Genomic DNA, 20,044 nt, shown 5'->3' with positions numbered 1-20,044 from the left:
TATCCGATAAATTAACTAAGATAATTAAATTAGATATTATATTTCGAATAATTACTTAATTAGAATTCTACATTAGAGTTACAACTTGATTTTCATAACGTGAATAAGACAGTACAATAGAAAGGTGTTTTGAACTAATGGTAATTTAAAGATCTAAGTTTGGTAAACAATTATGAATCTACTAAGTTTATGTACGCAGATTTTTCTTATAATATTGCAATAACAATATTCAAAATCGGTTGTCAACTATTTTACTTACTACTATGATGCAATTGTGAATAATAAGAGATTGATATATCATGTATTTGTATGGTATGAATTACGATGAAATTTAGTATGCCTCTTTCTCAAGTTATTATAAAATGGGTCAATATACTGACAAAGACATTCTTCACAATGAAAAACAATAATTAATCAATAAAATGCTAAGATAAACATCCTAATGCAAGTCTTTGATTTAATAGAGCTAATTCAAGGATTGGATTACTCTGCAATTTTTCTATTGACCTTTGTTTCTGCAATATTAATTATTGTTCCAATTCCATATTTCCCAGTTCTCATGACTGCCGTTTTGGTCACAGATTTGGATCCCAATGCAATAATTTTGATTGGGGCACTGGGGGCTGTAACCGCGAAATCTATAGTTTATATGATAAGCTATTATGGAGCAAATATAGGTAACCTAAAGAGAAACTTTAATGAAGAAGAGTATCCAGAAACCTTTAGGATTCTAAAAAAGTATGGCGGTGTGGCGATATTTTTGGCTGGAATTACTCCCATTCCTGACAATATAATCTTTATTCCATTTGGAATGTATAGATACAGTCGCATAAAGTTCATTTTCATAACTTTTTTCTCAAAATTACTTTTAAACACTATAGTAGTATGGGGGACACTGATAATCGGCAAACCCATAATTGGAAACTTTTCTGAAGTGTCATTGAATATGAATACATTAATTATTGCAATACTAATATCAGTAATTTTATTTAGTTTTCTTTTCATATTATTCTTAAAGATTAGATGGGCAGTTTTTTTGGAGAGTTTCTTTGTAAAAATTAAAAAGCTAAGAAAGGACAAGTCTTGAACTTATAGATTATTTACATTACTTCACGAGAAGAAATATGGATGAAACAAATATCATTTAGTAGCAAGATTATTATGAAAATCTAGCAGAATAACGATATATGGATATCTTTACTTACTCGAATGTGAATGAGGTTTCCGAGGCAGAAATTGTAATTATAGGCGTACCTGATGAATCAAAATCTCATTCCAAAAGAAAAGGCACGAGTAAAGGTCCAGATATTCTTAGAATGGTAACCAATGAATCAAACTTTTTTGAAAGAGAAGGAAGTATTATTCCAATTTGTCCAATGCGTGGTAATTTGAATAAGAAACACATTTTTGATTACGGTAATGTTGATAGGAAGGAGTTATACAGAACAGTATTTGATCTAGTTTCGAATAATAAGATTCCAATAGTTATAGGAGGAGACCATTCGATCACCACTATTATATTACAAGCTATCGGTAATTTGATTGGAAAAGTTGGCCTGTTATATTTTGACGCACATCCAGATTTTGTTTCCTCTACAACTAATTATTATGGATCTGTCTTAAGTGATTCATCGGAGTGGATAGACTTTAAAGAAAGCGTATTAATAGGAACAAGATCTGCGGAAGCAGAAGAATTAGAAAATGTACAAAAGTCTGGATTAGAAATTATAACACCTCTAGATATCAATGAAAAAGGAATTTCGAATATCTTGGACAAAATAAAATCAAAACATCATAAAGGCAAGAAATACATTTCCATTGATCTAGATTGTTTAGACCCTGCGTATGCACCAGGAGTTTCGGTTCCTTCTGCAGGGGGTATTTCTAGCATTGATTTAATATCGCTTATTAAATTAACAGTTAGCTTGGGTATTGTTGGCATGGACATAGTAGAACTCTCTCCTGATTTTGATGTAAATAACATAACTTCACTCCTAGCATCCAGGCTATTGCTCGAGTCTATTGCATCTATTAAAACCAGTTGATGTTAGCTAGAATTTGACAACTTATAGTATTTCAACGATCAAAAATTGTATTTAATTAATCATGAGCAAGTCTTCTGATAAAGCAACTACTCGATCGAAAGTATTTTAATTAAGAAATTAATCAAAATGACAAGAGTAGAAAACCATTTTTCCTACCAATGTTTAAAATTTTCAGCAAAATTCATCTAGAAGTAGAAGGTATAAAATCTGTTAAATTAAGTTCTGTTGTATACAAACTGATTAACGAAATAAAGATGTCATTTAGTGACATTGACAGGACTAAACCAAATAGAAGAGATCAATAGGATGATCTCGGCAAGAATTTGTAAGCACAGTCATCAGCACAAAATGGTTTACATATTGATTGATGTTGAATTTAAGAAAGTTATAGGTGTTATTACTGTAGTCAATTCTGATTCTATTGTCGATCGGGATACAAAAGGTAATCTTTGTGGATCTCATATCGTTCTCTAATATTAGTTACATCATGGCTATTGTGACACTTATAAGAATTACATCCCTAGGTATGGTAATTAGGTTTGAGATTCCTAAAAAGATAGGAATAGAACCAGGATTAACCTTTTCGGCTTTTGGATAAACACTTGTAATGTTCGTAGTGGCAACAATTATTTTCGACTTTCTTCTAATTTATGGCATAGTTACACTCGTTGGTATACATAGAAGAATGTTGACCCACTATAAGATGATCCTAAGAGGTAAAGAGATTGTCAAAGATAACATCAAAGAAGAATTAAAATGGATTAAAGTAATCATTCAAATAAAAACTATTGCGACATGACACTGACGGTTTTTGATTTATGTAAGACAAACCCAATAATCTAAGCTAAATCCTCCAACTTTATTCGCTAATAAAATGTTAACAGGTGGTAATATACTATGTATCTATAGGAATTTAGAATATAAACAAAAACAGTAATAATATTTACTAGATTGGTGAATTCATGATTTTTTGATTCACGAAAAAACAGATAAAAGAAAAATGTACGTTATCTCAATGCTGTATCAAAAGAAGATGTACAACTCAAATAGACATATAGCGATATGCAAGGTAACTAATTCGCTTAACAGATATAACATAATAACTATTCTCTTCGACGTTTTTACTTTCCCAATACCGATAATCTTCTAATCAATTTCATTTGTAAATAGCTAATAATTCTATTTTTATAATAAATGGAATAAATTTTATAAATTGATTTTCAAACTTATCAACCGCCATTGATCAAAATACTTGCTTTCCCAGACATTGAATTTCAAGAGAATTCATGATACCGTTGTACAGAGAACATATTGCTCACTTGAAGCACCTTAATAACAAGATTCATAGAAATGTATTTTAGACCTAAAAATCAGATCGTTATCATCTCCAATTTTTAACTCATATCGCTATAACTACACTCCAGAACTCGAGAAGAAAATATGCTTGGATGCTAAAGAACTATACATTGTGATTATTATTGATTCCATTTTGAGCGACGACAAATAGTACGGAGCTATACCGTGGTTTTGATGAACTTTTTATTGTAATTGAGTCTCAGAATCCTACAAATATTTAGATGTTATTGTATTATTCCCATGAAAATGATTTTTAGATGTGATGAAATATTGATGGCTCGTACGCAAACAATAAACCCTTGGATCACTAATCCATTTATCTAAACTCTATCAATATTTGTGCCCATTAAATATTTGCTTAAAAATCTATTCTTATTCCTTGGAGAGTTTAGCACTATGGGCATTTATTGGACTAAATTTGATGTTAATTCTAATAATTGTGTGTTTACGAATGATTTAGGTGGTTCATATCATTCTATACAAAAAAATAAATGATTACGGTAATTATAAGATGAGATATCTTTTATTCGTCTTCGCTGTTAGACAAGTCATATGCACCATGCTGTAAACAAGATTATAAACTATATTTTTATAAACTGTATTTCATGTATGTTATTATTTACAAATGCGAATATATGATTTACATATGGTAACTTGTAGTTTATTATCAAGTAAAGATATCCACATAATGCATGTTAAAGAGTACCTTTGACTACATTACAACAATTTGTTATGTTTGGTTAATTATTATTGGTTTCTTTATAGTTATTACACTTGAAATCTTAATAACAGTGGGAGTGATATTTCCTATTCTCATCATGATCGTACTAAATAGAGAAAGAAGAGTCAACCTTACTAACCGGTAGTCAAGGTGTAAAGAAAAGATAGAAGTACAAGATTGATCATGATAATAATTAGAAGGATGAGATGCGTAGTAGATATCGCGTATTTCTCTCTGTGCATCATCATTATTTCCCAACCTTCCATTTGTATGAACCATATCCTTTTAATGTCTCAAAAGTATTGGCATTTTTTCGAGTTCTCTTCTAACCAAACATGTACCTTTACAAGATGAATAAGGAATATATAACTACAACACATCATTGATTGGTTCTCATCTGGCTGAACCACTAATTTGGTTAGTTTGTTATTTATATTCTGAATACAATTTTTTAAATCCTGGTCTTTTTATTGTCGCAAGAATATACTAACGGAATGATTTCGAAAAATGGCCGCCATTTTGAATTTACATGCCATAAATATTTCCTTAATAAAATTTTTTCATTAGACAATTGAAAAGCTTTTAATCAAATATGACATTATTTTACTCATGAAACTGGATGGAAGAGTAGCTATAATTACTGGTGCATCTGGAGGCATTGGAAAATCAGCAGCTAAAAAGATGCTGGAAGAGGGTAGCAAGGTAGTTTTAGTTTCGAGAGATAAAAACAGATTAAAAAAAGTTGTCGAAGATATAGGCAGGAGTGATAATCTAATATATGCAGCAGCAGACGTTTCTCACGAATCTGAAGTATTGAGTGTTATTGAACAAACCTTAACTGCATTTGATAAAATAGATATTCTAATTAATTGTGCTGCTATAATTAACGATCCCACACCATTCCATTTAATGACCGAAGATCAGTGGAGTAATCTGATCAATGTCAACCTTAAAGGTACATTTCAGCCCATCAAAGCAGTAATTCCTATTATGATGGAACAAAAATCAGGCAACATAGTAAATATATCATCATTGTTAGGAATGAGGGCTATTCCTAAGGTACCTTTTTCAGTATATGGGGTTACAAAAGCAGGGATCATAATGCTGACGAAAAGCATAGCAGTAGAATATGGGCAATACAATATAAGATGCAATTGTATAGCACCTTCAACTATTCGAAGCCCTATAATGGAACCATATTTACAAGACGAAAATGCAAAAAGGATGTTAGAGGGATCATTCCCTTTAAAGAGGATTGGAGAACCTGAGGATGTTTCTAATGCAATTTTATTTTTAGTTTCTGAAGATTCAAATTGGATAACAGGATCCGTAATGGCTCTGGATGGAGGAATATCAGCCAAATTATGATGTTTTTAATCATCTAAGCTCCTTTAATATTCTATAAACGAACTTAATAATAACAAGTCCTTAGTGATTGAATTGACAAAAAGATTATTGTAATGCATATCAACGGATCATCTGATTTATCAATCCATCAAAAATTTAAAAATCATACATGAGTACGAATCATTAATGGGTTTGAATTTGAAGCCACTGGTTATTTCTAATCCTATTAGAATTTCCGATTTGGTTGGAAAGGTAGTCGCGGTCGATGCATTTAATGTAATTTATCAATTCTTGGCAACGATCAGAGGTCCAACTGGAGATTTACTTACAGATACTCACGGAGAACCTACGAGTCATCTTAGCGGACTTTTTTATAGGAACATAAATTTACTTTGTGACGGAGTTAAGATGGTATATATTTTTGACGGGGAACCCCATGAATTGAAAGCCAAAGAAATCAATAGAAGGAAAAAGGCTAAGGAAGAAGCTTCTGAAAAATATAATCTGGCCATAGAGGAGGGAAGGATGGATGATGCAAAAAAATTTAGTCAGGGTACTTCAATTTTAACTTCCAAAATGATTGAGGAATCAAAATACTTGTTATCCTTACTGGGAATTCCATATATAAATGCAATATCTGAAGGAGAAGCAACTGCAGCATTGTTGTCAAAGAAGGATCTGGCTTACTCGTGTGTAAGTCAAGATTATGACTCTATATTGTTTGGTGCAAAAAGATTAATAAGAAATTTGACTATTAGTGGGAAACGGAAGATCCCAAATAAAAACGCGTATATAGATATTGTCCCTGAAATCATAGAATATGATCAAGTCTTAAAAATCAATAATATAACCCATGAACAACTAGTAGATATTGGAATCCTTATTGGAACCGATTTTAATCCTAATGGATTTAATGGCATTGGTCCTAAAAATGCTTTAAAACTAATTCAAAAATATAAGAAACTCGAGGATATAGAAAAAATAAAAGATGAATTATCAAATACTCCATATAAGGAAATTAGAGAGATTTTTTTGAATCCTAATGTTGCTAATATTGAGGATCTAAATATCCAATTTAAGGATTTAGAGAAAGAAAAAATATTGAAATATCTTTGCGATGAGAAAAGTTTCTCTATGGAAAGAGTTGCTAATTACCTAAGAAGACTGGAAAAAAATGTTATAAAAAAAAGCGAGTCTCTTGACAAATGGTTTTGATACTCTAAAATCATTATTAAATATGAATTTATGGTAGATTTTAATCATCTTAGAGTATAATTCTTCATTTTGAATCCAGCTTAGATTTTTTTAATGCACTATTCTTTTCCGATTTGAATCTTTCTAACTCATATCTATTCATATCCACAAATTTGATACCCTCTGATATTATAGGATGGACATATTTTATCAATGAGTATATTTGTTGACATGTTTTCCTATAATCGGGATGACCCTGAGGAGTCGTACGCAACTCGATCATATGACATGCCTCACGAAGGTTCATTTTTATAAAGTATGGATATCTATAAGCAAAGTTAACGACATATTGTGCTTCATGGGGCATCGAACTGGCTATCGATTTGTAAGTATCATCACTAACATACATACAATCTATATAGTCTTTTTCTATACCTAATTCAATTATTTCCTTAGGAATATCGAATCCATATTTAGTTGATAATAATTGCCTGCTCATGGTTAAAAGCCTATGTCGGTGAAGATCCCTAAACATACCATAGTTTGTTGTTAATTGAAAAGAATAATCGATCATCTCGAAAGCTCTTCCCGGTCTGTGTCGTCTATTTTCTCTGAACTTAAAATAAGCACGAATGATTTCATGGCGTTTTTCTATAGGAATATTTGCAACATATTCTAACAACTCGGCCATAGTGAGATTTACTCCATATTCATGTAATATGAAGGAAGCCAATCTTACTTCAGCCTCAACATTAGGTAGATAATGTAGTAATCTAACATTTACAACTGTATTCTTGTTATTGTCTACTATATCTTGAATAGTATCATTTGCAGTAATGTTATAAGAATTATGATCAAAGATCTCGTCTAGAATTTTTGAAATAGATTCTTTAGTTTTACTAAGATAATTTGCATTGGATACACTATGTACATTCCTAGATCGTCTAATGAATGGTTCAATATATTTTTTCATTTCATTGTATAATTGATCACCCAATCTCTTAATTTCGGTCAATTCTGAAGAATTCATTTTAAACAAAAGATATTCAAAAGCTCTTCCATTTCCAGCTATTGCAAGATTCGTAAGAGTAGATGATGGGAGAAGGTTTCTCAGTATATCTAATGCTTTGGCCTTTATGGATGAATTGTATATTTTATTTGCAACATCTATATCTGTTGAATTTCTCAGACTATAAAAGGGACTATCATTATTTTTTTCAGAATCATAAAATACCAAATTGTCAATTGGAGTTTTTTCTTTAAGATACTGTTGCATAGATTTTATATTTTTGGCATAAATATCGAATGCCAGATCACAAGACTTCACATAACTATCAGCATAAATTGATGACATAATTCGATTGTCTCTATAATATTTATATAACCCGTTAATTTTTTTATCAAAGGCTACATAACGTGACGACTTTTCCAAAAAAGACAGACCTATTCTGTGATCTTCTATTTTTTGTGCGGAAATATTTGAAATCCACTCTAATGCACATTGAGCCGTACCAAGCTCGGCTACAGAATCATCACCATAGTCTAAAAGAACCCTATTGTAAAATTCTAGACCCCTATTTGGATTTGATAGGAATTCATCGATATAGACCCTCCTCATCGTTTTATCAGTTCTAGAATATCTGGACATCAAAGCACCACGATCAACTTGATTTGGGGTAATTATTGCAAATACATTATCTTCAGAGTTAGAAAAATGTGATTCTAATTGTTTTTTTTCGAAGTCATTAAATTTTTCGTAATTCATATTATATTACATAATCGTTTTCATGTATGTTTGAAATATTAATGTTGACTAAATATTACAATATTATAAAATTTTTTTCACACAGTGAGCATTATACTGCTCTAATAATGAAAATACATGAGCGAATTAAAGCTCGAATTTGTCAGTAAGAAAGTTAAAGATATGTATGGAACATACATCGGTAAAGTAGTAGGGATCATTACAGATATAGAAGGATCCATAGAATCGGTCAGTGTGGATTGTGGCTCTAGTGGAGTAAAGAATTTGCCATATGAACAACTATTGGTTCAGGGGGATTATGTTATTTTCATCCCGCGATGGAGACTGGATGCACAAAAACTATTAAGAGAGAAATCGTTAACGTTGAAAAGGATTAAGGCATTACAGGAAATTGTAGCCGATAACGATAGTATGAAAGACGATGCAGAACTGATATACTTAAAATATGAAAAAAGGCTGGATGATTTAGGAGACAGTACAAAAGAAATCATAGAGAGATTGAATCAAAGAATATCAGAAATTGACATGGAATCCAAGAGAATAAATTCGATTCTTTTTGATGCCAAGTTACAATATAAAAGTAACGAGATAACTGAAGATATTTATCAACAAATAACTATGCATACTAATGAATTAATAGAACATGTAAATTTAGAAAAAACCGAAATTAATAATATTATCAATAAGCTAACTCAACAAACAGTCGACAATACAGCCACTACCAATAATAATGATCAATTAACTGTTCAAACCGACGATAAGGAAGAAGTAATAGAATATAATGTCCAGAAGACAGATCATGAATCCGAACAAACCATAAATTATGATCATGACATTCAACAAGAACAACAGAGAGAGATAGGAACAGATACAGAAAGAACAGAAGAATCAAGTAATGAAGTTGCTAGCTATGTTGAAGCGTCGATGGAAAATACAATCAATAATCAAGACACTACACACATAATGGCTACCAATAATTGAAGTGATTTTGATTCAAAAGAGCGAGAATACAATAATTCTCTAGTATTTTAATTTCAGATTTCTATAATAGTTCTTCTTCATTTATTTGCAATATTTTTAAGGGATATACGAAACATAATAATTTAAGTAAAATTAAGAAAATATAAGGTATTGCTTACTTTTGTGCTGTTGAACTCAACAATTCCCCAATCTCATTGTGCATCTTGAGAAAGTTCAATCCTTTTTCTGTCGTTTTATAAGCCTGAGAACCCTCAACATACTCGATTAGATTATTTTCAATTAACACAGATAAATACTCTCGTAATTGTGCATAGCTCAAAAATGCTTTATACATTATTTTTGTTTTGGTAGCACCACCATTGGCTGCATCGAGAATCATGGCCACTATTTCAGTTCGGCTTCTATATTTCACAGTTTATTTTCGTTCTTTCTATTTATTTTAATTTATTGCAACAATCCTACATAACATTCGTACATAAGTTTATTACCATGGCAAAAAACTGCGGTAGTTACAATGCTTTGGTGATAATTTTAACGTCGTGGAAACTATCTTTTCCATGCACGAATTTAATGCGGATATCATGGCAGATTGACTTGTAAAAAAAGAATTTATGTTAAGGTAATTTATCATTTTCCGATGGATGATCCTCATGTCAACAATGACACAAATCAACAAATCATCTCCCTGGAAGGAATTAAGATAAAACAAATAAAGGATGAAGCTAGACAAGATCCAAATCAATTCTGGTCAGATTGTGCGAAAAACTTGGTATGGTTTAAAGAATGGCAGCAAGTATTGGATTGGAATTATCCTTTTGCTAAATGGTTTGTTGGAGGAAAATTAAATGCGGCCTATAATTGTCTAGATAAACATTTGACTACAAAGAAGAAAAACCAAGCAGCTATTATCTGGGAAGGTGAAGATGGAGAGTCAGTTACTATTACATACAACCAATTGTTTCGTAGAGTAAATCAATTAGCTAATTCATTCAAAAGAATGGGGATTAAAAAGGGAGATAGAATTACAATATATCTTCCAATGATACCCGAATTACCGATATCAATGTTAGCTTGTGCAAGAATAGGAGCTATTCATTCGGTCATTTTTTCTGGGTTTAGTTCTCAATCGATCATAGACAGAGTAAACGATGCAAAATCTAAAATAATAATTACAGCAGACGGCGGATATAGAAGAGGAAAAATAGTCCCATTGAAAAGAATAGTTGATGAGGCCGTAAAAAATACACCCTCTATCGAAAAAGTGATCGTCGTCAAAAGAACCCATGAGGATTTAATTATGGGAGAAAATGATATCTGGTTTGAAAACCTGGTAAACAAAGAATCAAGTTTTTGTCCACCGGAATGGATGGAAAGTAATGATCCATTATTTATATTATATACTTCAGGAACTACCGGTAAACCTAAAGGGGTTGTACATGGAAGTGGCGGATATTTAACTCATTTATATATTTCGGCAAAATGGGTATTTGATTTTAATGCAACCGATATTTTCTTCTGTACAGCAGATATAGGGTGGATAACAGGACATAGCTATATTGTATACGCTCCCTTGATGCATGGAGTGACCGAAATTATTTATGAAGGTGCTCCGGATTTTCCCGACCCAGATCGATATTGGAAAATAGTCGAAAAACACGGTACAACCATCTTGTACACCACTCCAACAGCACTGAGATCGTATATGAGATATGGAAATGAAATACCTAATTCTTACGACTTATCTAGTCTAAGACTGCTAGGTACCGTAGGAGAACCAATAAACCCTGAAGTCTGGAAATGGTATTTTGATGTAATCGGGAAAAAAAATTGTCCAATAATAGATACATGGTGGCAAACTGAAACCGGCGGAATCATGATAAGCATGTGTCCAGGGATTGAAAACTTAAAAATGAAACCTGGGTCTGGATCGTTTTCATTACCAGGAATTGAGATTGAAATAGTCGATGATAGAGGTATAAAGATAGAAGATGGTAAAAAAGGATACCTCACAATTAAGAAACCATGGCCAGGAATGCTTATATCATTGTGGAATAACAAAGAAAGATATAAAGAAACATATTGGCAAAAGGCAGAGAATAGTTTCTTTACAGGGGATTTTGCATATCAAGATAATGATAAATATATATGGGTATTAGGAAGAGCGGATGATATTTTAAAGGTCGCTGGTCATAGGTTGGGAACTATAGAGTTAGAAAGTGCATTTGTATCCCATCCATCAATAGCTGAAGCAGCGGTTACTAGTAAAAGGGATAAAATCAAAGGTGAAACCATCATAGCATTCTTGGTATTAAGAAAGGAAATCCAGCCAACGCAAAATCTAAGCATAGAAGTAAATGAACACATTAAGCGTACGATTGGACCCATTGCATCTGCTGAAAAGATATACTTTGTAAACAAGTTACCAAAAACACGAAGTGGTAAGATAATGAGGAGACTTTTAAAATCTATTGTGAACAAAGAAACTATTGGTGACATCTCAACTCTTGAAGATGAGGCATCTATTGAAGAAATATCTCATGAATTAGATGCAATCAATAAACAAATATGACGGTACTATTTTACCTTTACTCTTTTAATTTTCGACTTATTTTAAGGCGTGTCCCTCTAGATAATTATTTATAGAAATTATGACATTAAAGAGATAATAACTTCAAAAATTTCATGTATGAACATATTTCATCCATCCAAAACTCAGTATACGAACCCATGTAATAAATAAATTATTTATGATTAGGATCAAGCAGAAATTATTTCTAATTTTGAATGTTCGGATATGTTGTGGTACTGAATAAATCCAGACGCACCTGCTAATATAAACTTTGCAGGATTAGTGTTTTTAAAGGTGCATTCTGATGAATCAAGAATAGTCTCACAAGGTTGGGCATTTTTTTTAAGGTAAACAAGATCACCCTCTTGATCAAACCACATCAAATCTATAGGAAATCTAATATTTAATAGCCACATAGCATATAAGTCAGGTTTATCATAAATTAGTAGTAATCCAGAATCAGGACTTAGTTTTTCGTCTCTAAAAGTTAACCACCTTTTTCGATCAAAATCCGTATCAGCGATTTCAACTGTCAAGAGTTCATCATCTATTTTTATTGTTCCTTTCGAAAAATCAAAGTCCTTATTTACTATATCTGATGGAATAAATAAAATTCCTAATATTCCTATAATGAATGCTGAAATAATGACTGGAATAAGGAGAGTTATTTTTTTTACCATCGCTTAAATATTAAAAAATAGAGGTATTTTAAGAATGACTATAAAATGAAATATTAATAGTACAAAAGCAAAAATTAAAAAATCGAGAATTGGCTAAGTCTGTGATTCCCCACAAGCTGGACATAACTTGATGTTTTTAGACATTTTTGAACCACATTCAATACAATATCTAAATTCACTCTTGCTCATTCAACTATATATAGAATTAATTGTAATATATTTTATGTACATTAGAAAAAAGCGCATATAAATCAAAGTTAGAAATCCAAGTAACTTTGTCTTTTATTTTGATCTATGACCATCACTGAAAGGTCACTAAAGTTTTTATTTATTAGTGAATCTAATTTTCCTTTATATACTGTTTCTTTTTCATTGTTTGCTAGATTTTCAAATACCCATACATCTATTGTTGAAGTATCTATTCCCTTTTCTTTGATATAAGATGAGATTTCTGAAGGCATAAAATTTTTTGATGGGTCATTTGGCCATGGTCTTGGCACCACTATTACACTCCTCTTATCTACAATTGATTTTATCAGATCTATTTTTCTCTCTTCTATATCGCCAGTTACATGAAAAGTAATAATGTTGGCTTTATCTAGTGGAACTCGAGATTTTGCTGATGCTATTTGTATTGAACTGATTCCAGGAATTATTTCAACATTATCATCACCAAACAAGTCTAAAAGTCTGTCAACGACCTCTGATTCAGAGAAATTTGCATCGCCTGTAAAAGGGACTGTGCATATGTCATTTTCATTCATTAAATTATTGAATACATTTAGATAAACTTCTTCTTGATTCTTCATCGTCACTTCAAAAATTTGATGGTAAGATTCATCTATAAGATGTCTTATAGTATGTAGAGTGTACTTATAACCTATAACAAAACGAGATTTTTTGATTATATCAATGGAATAATTGGTAAGATATTCCTTAGATCCGGGCCCCACGCCTACAACATATAATTTTTTTGTCAAGTAAAACTAGTAGTAATTATGTTACATATTTAAGTGATAAACCCAGAGATAGATAAGAATAAAGATCTATATAAAATGAAAACTTACTAGTTTTAGTGAAAAAATAAAAATGATAGAGATTTAGCCCTCTTCCCAGCCTTTCGTAAATATAGCGTTTTTCTTTAATGGGATTGGTTGCCCTGGTGTATATTCCATTGGTCTCATCCAGAATATTGCTTTGGTTGGACAAACACCAATACAAGCACCATCAGAAATACATCTCTCTGGATAAAAGACAAATGCTTTGCCTCTTTTCCAACCTTCTACGGGTTTCACTCTTAATACATCTGGACCAAGAGCTGTACAAATTTCTACACATAAAGCACATCCAATACAATGCTGTTCACTAACATCTGGAAGTATTGCTACTGGCATCTAATAATTCACTGATCGTAAATCTTCATCAAAACTATTTAAACACTATGGCATTTTATAACAATGATATAAAATATTTTAACTTTATCTAAGTAGAATATAGAGTAAAATTATATCTTGGAATATTTTCAATCATCATCCATTCTATTATTGCACCAGTAAAAAGCATTATACCAACTAGTACTACTTCAATTAATAGATATATAAGAGACTTTTTTGTAAACTTTCTTTTAATGAGTTCGAAGAACAGTATTCCTCCTCTAGATATAGCTAATCCATAGGATAAAAGTTCTAAAATTCCAAAAGGTGTCAGAAAGATTATCAAGGGATTAGTATAAGAAACAGTATCAGATAAATTTATTATTGAATTAAATACTAATCCGGTTGAAAAACCAGAAATAGTTCCCATGATAATACCTATTATAGGAATAAACATCACCAACGCGATTTTTAGATTATTAAAGAAAATACCAAGTTCATCAATATCTCTAATTTGATTAATAAAATTTTTCGACAACTCCTTGGAAAATGATTCGTCCATTTTGAAGGAGTATCCCGCATAGAAAATACATAAGAAGAAGATTGCAGCAACAAAGAAAAGTAAAAGTCTCTTTTTAATTGAGATCAGCATCACTAGGTATCTTATCTCAAATCTATATAAAAAGACTTAAAATGTATTTTGGACTAGTTAATTTGACTATTGACTATCGACCTCAATCTCTCGAAAATAATTTCATTCATAATTAGCAGAGGTTTTCAGATACACCCTGATGCGCTAGTGTTAATTGAAAATATGGAAGGAGAAATGATTCAAATAGTCGAAGAAATACTCTCAACAAAGAAGGAAAGAAAGGAACCCAAAATTATTTCCTCAGAAGATATCAGAAGAGCATTGGGACTTAAACACATTACATTGACCGAAAATGACGAAGTTAACAGGTATTCCACCCTCGTGAACCATAGTAATAGTGATAGGCATTATAACATTGAGAAAGCATCTGAAAAGACTGCATTAGAAATTATTACTCACGATTCATCAGACTTTAAGAATCATTATAATAACAATGTAGTTTATGATTCGAATTATAGTATCAATAGTGGTGAAGGAGTTCAGGGATATATTTCTTTGTTTAGAAGCAGATTTGACAAATCTTTAAAGATCTTATCTAATAGACCAGATGGAAAAAGGATAAAAAGAATAGGAACAATAAAACAATCGTTTAATCAATCGCGGAATAACTCAAATTCGAATTTACAATCTAAAGAGAAAAATGAAGGATCTCTGTTTGTTGCGGGACTAGTTATGGAAAAGAAACTAAAAAAGAGTAGTTATAACATCATTATCGATGATCAAACAGGATTACTAGAAATAGCGGCATATAACGATGATTTGAAGAAACAAATTTCATTATTGACTTTGGATCAAATGATCATGATTGAACTTGAAAATAATACGAAAAAAAAGAACTATGTGATGAAGAATTTGTACTCACTGGATGTGCCAGATCGAATATCAAATCGAGCTCATTCTGAGATATATGCGGTTTTGATATCTGACTTGCACATAGGCAGTAAATTTTTTATGGAAAATGAATTTCAAATGTTCCTAAACTGGTTAAATTCTACGGGAGAGCATAAAGATATTGTTTCAAAAATAAAGTACATTTGTATATGCGGAGACTTGATAGATGGAATAGGTATTTTTCCACATCAAGATAAGGAGTTGCTCGAAAAAGATTCTTTTTCTCAGATGGAACACGCTACAAAATTACTATCAAGAATACCTAAGCATATGAAAGTATTTTTGATCCCAGGAAATCATGATCTGGGTAGACGTGCATTGCCTCAACCGGCGATTCCTAAAAAATATGCAGATAAGATCTACTCCCTAAGCAATATTACCATGTTGGGTAATCCCTGTATGATTGACATGGAAGGAGTTAGGACTCTAATGTTCCATGGTCAAAGTCTAGATGACACCATTGCTACCATACCTGGATTAAGCTATTCCAAACCTGCTGAAGCAATGAAGATTTTACTAAAAGCTAGGCATCTTTCACCTATTTACGGACAAAGAACACCTATAGCTCCAGAGGTTGAGGATATGATGGTTATTGAAGAAGTTCCTGATATTTTTCATTCTGGTCATGTTCATGTAATTGACGTCGACAGCTATAAGGGTACACTAGTAGTAAATTCTGGAGCGTGGCAAACCCAAACACCTTTTCAACGTGCCATGGGGATTACTCCTACTCCTGGAATAGCGATAGTAGTTAATTTGTCCACCCTGAAACCTTATCAAATAAATTTTGCAAACTTTTAATCTTGAAGGAATTTAAAATTCCAAAGGAATTATAACAAGCTATAGATAATCTAACAATGTAGGTTGTTCTTCTTTTAATCGAAATATGAAATTTAATTCTACGATCAATGATTCTACCCTACTTCTCAAATAATTTGTTACTTTAAAATTATTGCACAAATTCTCTGCTAAGGCTACATATTTTTCAACTGAACCGCGAGTAACAGTTTGTAATAGAGTATTGCTGCAATTCAAACATTTCCCATACAATGGGATTCTCCTATACTTTTCACCACATTTATTACATCTAAATGACTGTGACGAATAAGATCTCATGTTACCCATTATATCAGGAATTATATGTGTAGTCAGAACCATTGAAATTACTTCATTTGTATCTACAGAATTGATAAGATTCGCAGTTGCTATTTGCATTTCTAATTTTTCGTTCATAGTATTTAAAGTAGAGTATGCACTTCGGTTTACATCAGAAATTAATGTATTAGTAAAGTGAGTAAAACCATAATCATAAAATTGTTTATTTGTTCCAATTCGGTTTTTTAATATTTCGACTGAATCTAAGACATCAGACGCTTTTACTCCTAACCAAGTTTTTTGATAAAAGGTAAGAGGGTATTTTTCTACTATATCGACATTATGAGCCTGTCGTTGAACCTCATGAGGTAATACGATGGGTTGTATGAGTAAAGGAGCGTCCATCAAACCACCAATTTTGTCAGGCAAAAAGGAATATGAAAAATTTAAGAACGCATCAAATAATAAAATAATTGAATCCGCGTCACCATCGCAATCTCTTCTTTTTGCTGAGTGCCAAATAGGTGAACCTAAGCAAACTTGCGACTCTGTAAAACCTATTATACGTCCTATAATACCAACAGAAGTATGTGGTGCCAATCCAACAATTAAATGTCCAATCAAATCATTTTCAGTATATGCGTTGTAAATTGGTGGTAAGTTATACAAACTCACCATTTCCTCATCAATAAATTTAGCAGTCTTTAAAAGATATTTTGCAGAATCAAGTGGAATTATTACGTCTTGGATTAGTAATTCTATAATTTGCTTATCAGAATTAATTTCCATATTCTGATAATCAACTGTATAGCCTAATTTTCTTAAAGTTGAAATAGATGTATTGATGAAAAATGGCATAAAATGAGTAAGTGGTTCGTTTGTTGCATCAAACCTTATTGTGCCATCTTTAAATACAGATAAACTATTCTTTTGTCTAAGTATTCCTTTCTCAATTTGTTCTACTTCCTTATCTTTACCCATTAATGATTTTACACCTTTTAGTGGAGAATTTGTCTTTAAACCCAGACGCGTTTCAGCTTTTTCAATTAAAGCCTTTAGCGGAAATTTTATCGGTGAGAAGGTTTTATACTCATTGCCACATTTTGAGCATTTATTATTTTTTTTCATTTTGTTCATAGGATCGAAAGGTAAATCTAGAGATTCAATTTTACAAACATTGCAAATATATTTAATAGGAGTAGGCTCATTACATTGACTACAATTAGTACCTAGTGAAGGAATATTACAATTGTAACAAAACCTATTAGATTTCTCAGTATAAAATGGATCGATGTTTGATGCTTTTAAGAGGTCTCTCATAGGTCCACCTTTGTTACCCACTGGAAATAATACATGAATAGGTGGTTTCATTTTGCGCTCCGCAGCTTTTTCTGGTCTACCAACTCTAACAGATATAGAAGAAGAAAATTTTGAACGAAGTTTTACAATGGATATAGAGTTTATAAGGTTAATAACATTTAACTTATTTTCACTCTTATCTGGTGTCAAACTTTCTACTATAGTCTCTACATTTAAGAGAACATTATCTTTCAATAAGTAGTTAACTAATATTGAAATGGGAACCCCATCTTCATTTTCATCTAAGGATGGCAAGATATTTTGAAGCTCTGGAATAAATAAATACATTAATGCGAAAATTTGTGATTCATCCCATAATACAATATTGCCACTAGATGAATCGAATTGATGAAATACCCCAAGTTTTTCAAGAATATTTTTTAGCTTATTATCATAATTAAGTACAATTTGTTTAACATATGAACTGTTGTTTATATGATTAGTAAAAGAAAAAATATAAGATATCAATATTTTTCTTACATAGAGAAAATCCTTTACTGATATAGCTTCCCAGTAAAAGGAATACTTGGGATGTAAAGGAATATTGAGTTCTATAGATATTCTAAGTGCTTCTTTAAAGGTAGGGATAATGTGGGGATTAGAACTCAATTCAGCTAATCTCTTATGTTCTAATATATTGTTCTCGACTAATGTATTAGGATATCTAATTTTTTCAGATAATTCCTGCATCCATATTTCTTCAACATAACTAGCGGGTAATAATTGGGCATTATTCTCAAGAAAATCTCCATAACTAATTAGAATATCTCCAAGATATAGAATTTTAACAACCCTAGACCTCAGTCTTATGGCTTGTTCTACAGTGTTGATTTGTAAAACAGATCCATCTTCTAACTTTACTATTGGAGGTTCAATTGTATCCACAAGAGCTATCGTAGAGGCCTTTCCAGGAACATCCATTTTTATTTGTGTTCCAACTACAACTGCCGAATTTAATAGTATGGGAATAGTGCTATGTATTCCTATTGTAGCAAATCCAGTGTTAAAACATCTTCCATATCTTAGTCGAAACCCACCTATTTTCTTATTCATGGACAAGACGGGTCTTCCTGTAATTACTTCAGACATTCTATGACTTACTGTATCATCATCTCCAGTTTGTATTGCACCATTTAGATTTGCAAGCCAGTCCCATCCCTCTAGATTTAGCATATCCACTAATTTCATCAATTTTCTACATCTACCTATCAATCCGTCGTTCATAACTCTCAAAGCTCCACCTCTAACTCGGTCTGTTTTTATTCTTTTCATTTCTCTATGAATAACTAATTCAACTGGATCTGTGTCAACACCATCAATTTCCACAGGCAAATTAGAAATGCAAAAATCAACGTCCGCATCAAGGACTTTGAATTGAAAGTTCCCTACTTCTCTTTCATATAGTCTTAATTCTTCGATAAATCTTCCCGTTTCATCATCGAAAGAATTAGTTTGATATTTTCCAAGTCCTGTAACTTTTCTAACGTGGTCGGCTATAAGCATGGTCAGAGCAGCTTCTGTTCCTCCTGCAGACCTAATAGGACCCGCAAACGAGATAGAAAGATATTCAGACCCATCCTTATTCTTTTTTATTTGTACATCAGATATACCCTGCAAAGGTGCAACTGTAACGCCTTCCGTTACTACAGCAAGACTTACCCTTACTGCATTTTCTAACCTAGTCCTAAGGTCTCCAGTACTATATTCACCCTTCGCAATCTCTTCAGCTATACTAAGTGCAGCTTTTTCTTTTGAAGAATAGTTTAGCAAGGTTCTTAATCTATCAGCAATATCAATATCATGCATTTTAGCAACTCTATCAGCCAAATCATATGCAATCTTTGGTTCCACATTTTTGGTAACATCATACCCTTTTTCTCTTGCTTTCTGAGCCATAGTATAAAGCCTATCAACATGCTGAAGAAGGTCAAGTTGATATTTTTCGTAGTAACTTGGCATTGATATATTTTCTAATCTTATCTTGGCTTCATCTACTAAATTCATAATTGATCACCA

15 protein-coding genes are annotated in these 20,044 nt (G+C 31.8%); 7 read left to right on the top strand and 8 right to left on the bottom strand.

From position 1 onward, the window contains the following. Window positions 1–442: 442 nt before the first annotated feature. A complete protein-coding gene (locus NFRAN_RS07085) occupies window positions 443–1,087 on the top strand; it encodes a YqaA family protein (RefSeq protein ID WP_134484182.1) in 645 nt (214 codons plus the stop codon). Window positions 1,088–1,187: 100 nt separating this feature from the next. After that, complete coding sequence (locus NFRAN_RS07080) at window positions 1,188–2,045, top strand: arginase family protein (RefSeq protein WP_134484181.1); 858 nt, start codon at window positions 1,188–1,190, stop codon at window positions 2,043–2,045. Window positions 2,046–4,131: 2,086 nt separating this feature from the next. On the opposite strand, the gene NFRAN_RS07075 is transcribed toward NFRAN_RS07080, so the two are convergent. Further along, on the bottom strand, window positions 4,132–4,401 hold the full coding sequence (locus NFRAN_RS07075; RefSeq protein WP_134484179.1) for a hypothetical protein: 270 nt from the start codon (window positions 4,399–4,401) through the stop codon (window positions 4,132–4,134). A gap of 330 nt (window positions 4,402–4,731) precedes the next feature. On the opposite strand from NFRAN_RS07075, the gene NFRAN_RS07070 reads away from it, so the two are divergent. Together NFRAN_RS07070 and fen are read left to right on the top strand one after the other, a co-directional pair. Beyond that, on the top strand, window positions 4,732–5,490 hold the full coding sequence (locus NFRAN_RS07070) for an SDR family NAD(P)-dependent oxidoreductase (RefSeq protein WP_134484177.1): 759 nt from the start codon (window positions 4,732–4,734) through the stop codon (window positions 5,488–5,490). Between the two features lie 165 nt (window positions 5,491–5,655). After that, the gene (gene fen / locus NFRAN_RS07065) at window positions 5,656–6,684 is read left to right on the top strand and encodes a flap endonuclease-1 (RefSeq protein ID WP_134484175.1); all 1,029 of its coding nucleotides are present in this window, start codon (window positions 5,656–5,658) and stop codon (window positions 6,682–6,684) included. A gap of 64 nt (window positions 6,685–6,748) precedes the next feature. Here the strand turns inward: fen and NFRAN_RS07060 are convergent, their stop codons facing one another. Next, window positions 6,749–8,428 carry an FAD-dependent thymidylate synthase gene (locus NFRAN_RS07060; protein ID WP_134484173.1) on the bottom strand — a complete coding sequence of 560 codons (1,680 nt, stop codon included), beginning with the start codon at window positions 8,426–8,428 and terminating at the stop codon, window positions 6,749–6,751. Between the two features lie 117 nt (window positions 8,429–8,545). Here NFRAN_RS07060 and NFRAN_RS07055 point away from each other — a divergent pair, with 117 nt between their 5' ends. Next, window positions 8,546–9,409 (top strand): CdvA-like protein, encoded by an 864-nt coding sequence (locus NFRAN_RS07055; RefSeq protein ID WP_134484171.1) that lies wholly within the window; start codon window positions 8,546–8,548, stop codon window positions 9,407–9,409. A gap of 154 nt (window positions 9,410–9,563) precedes the next feature. Here the strand turns inward: NFRAN_RS07055 and NFRAN_RS07050 are convergent, their stop codons facing one another. Further along, window positions 9,564–9,821 carry a winged helix-turn-helix domain-containing protein gene (locus NFRAN_RS07050; RefSeq protein WP_134484169.1) on the bottom strand — a complete coding sequence of 86 codons (258 nt, stop codon included), beginning with the start codon at window positions 9,819–9,821 and terminating at the stop codon, window positions 9,564–9,566. A 225-nt stretch (window positions 9,822–10,046) separates the two neighbouring features. On the opposite strand from NFRAN_RS07050, the gene acs reads away from it, so the two are divergent. Then, on the top strand, window positions 10,047–11,978 hold the full coding sequence (gene acs / locus NFRAN_RS07045) for an acetate--CoA ligase (protein WP_134484167.1): 1,932 nt from the start codon (window positions 10,047–10,049) through the stop codon (window positions 11,976–11,978). A gap of 188 nt (window positions 11,979–12,166) precedes the next feature. Here acs and NFRAN_RS07040 read toward each other — a convergent pair whose 3' ends face one another. The 4 genes from NFRAN_RS07040 to NFRAN_RS07025 form a co-directional block, all read right to left on the bottom strand. Further along, entirely contained in the window at window positions 12,167–12,658 is a 492-nt protein-coding gene (locus tag NFRAN_RS07040) for a DUF192 domain-containing protein (RefSeq protein WP_134484165.1), read from the bottom strand. A gap of 257 nt (window positions 12,659–12,915) precedes the next feature. After that, entirely contained in the window at window positions 12,916–13,638 is a 723-nt protein-coding gene (gene cbiE, locus NFRAN_RS07035; protein WP_134484163.1) for a precorrin-6y C5,15-methyltransferase (decarboxylating) subunit CbiE, read from the bottom strand. A gap of 120 nt (window positions 13,639–13,758) precedes the next feature. Beyond that, the gene (locus tag NFRAN_RS07030; protein ID WP_134484161.1) at window positions 13,759–14,052 is read right to left on the bottom strand and encodes an NADH-quinone oxidoreductase subunit I; all 294 of its coding nucleotides are present in this window, start codon (window positions 14,050–14,052) and stop codon (window positions 13,759–13,761) included. Between the two features lie 88 nt (window positions 14,053–14,140). Continuing rightward, window positions 14,141–14,683, bottom strand: a complete 543-nt coding sequence (locus tag NFRAN_RS07025) for a stage II sporulation protein M (protein WP_145988049.1) — start codon at window positions 14,681–14,683, stop codon at window positions 14,141–14,143. Between the two features lie 69 nt (window positions 14,684–14,752). Here NFRAN_RS07025 and NFRAN_RS07020 point away from each other — a divergent pair, with 69 nt between their 5' ends. Continuing rightward, window positions 14,753–16,375, top strand: coding sequence for a DNA-directed DNA polymerase II small subunit (locus tag NFRAN_RS07020; RefSeq protein ID WP_232037964.1), 1,623 nt, complete (start codon window positions 14,753–14,755; stop codon window positions 16,373–16,375). A 39-nt stretch (window positions 16,376–16,414) separates the two neighbouring features. Here the strand turns inward: NFRAN_RS07020 and NFRAN_RS07015 are convergent, their stop codons facing one another. Continuing rightward, window positions 16,415–20,032, bottom strand: coding sequence for a DNA polymerase II large subunit (locus tag NFRAN_RS07015; RefSeq protein ID WP_134484157.1), 3,618 nt, complete (start codon window positions 20,030–20,032; stop codon window positions 16,415–16,417). Between the last annotated feature and the right edge of the window lie 12 nt (window positions 20,033–20,044).

Source organism: Candidatus Nitrosocosmicus franklandus (genome assembly GCF_900696045.1).
In the GTDB taxonomy this organism is placed as follows: Archaea; Thermoproteota; Nitrososphaeria; order Nitrososphaerales; family Nitrososphaeraceae; genus Nitrosocosmicus; species Nitrosocosmicus franklandus_A.
Note: the sequence above shows the minus strand (reverse complement) of the source record. Positions and strands in the feature narration are given on the sequence as shown.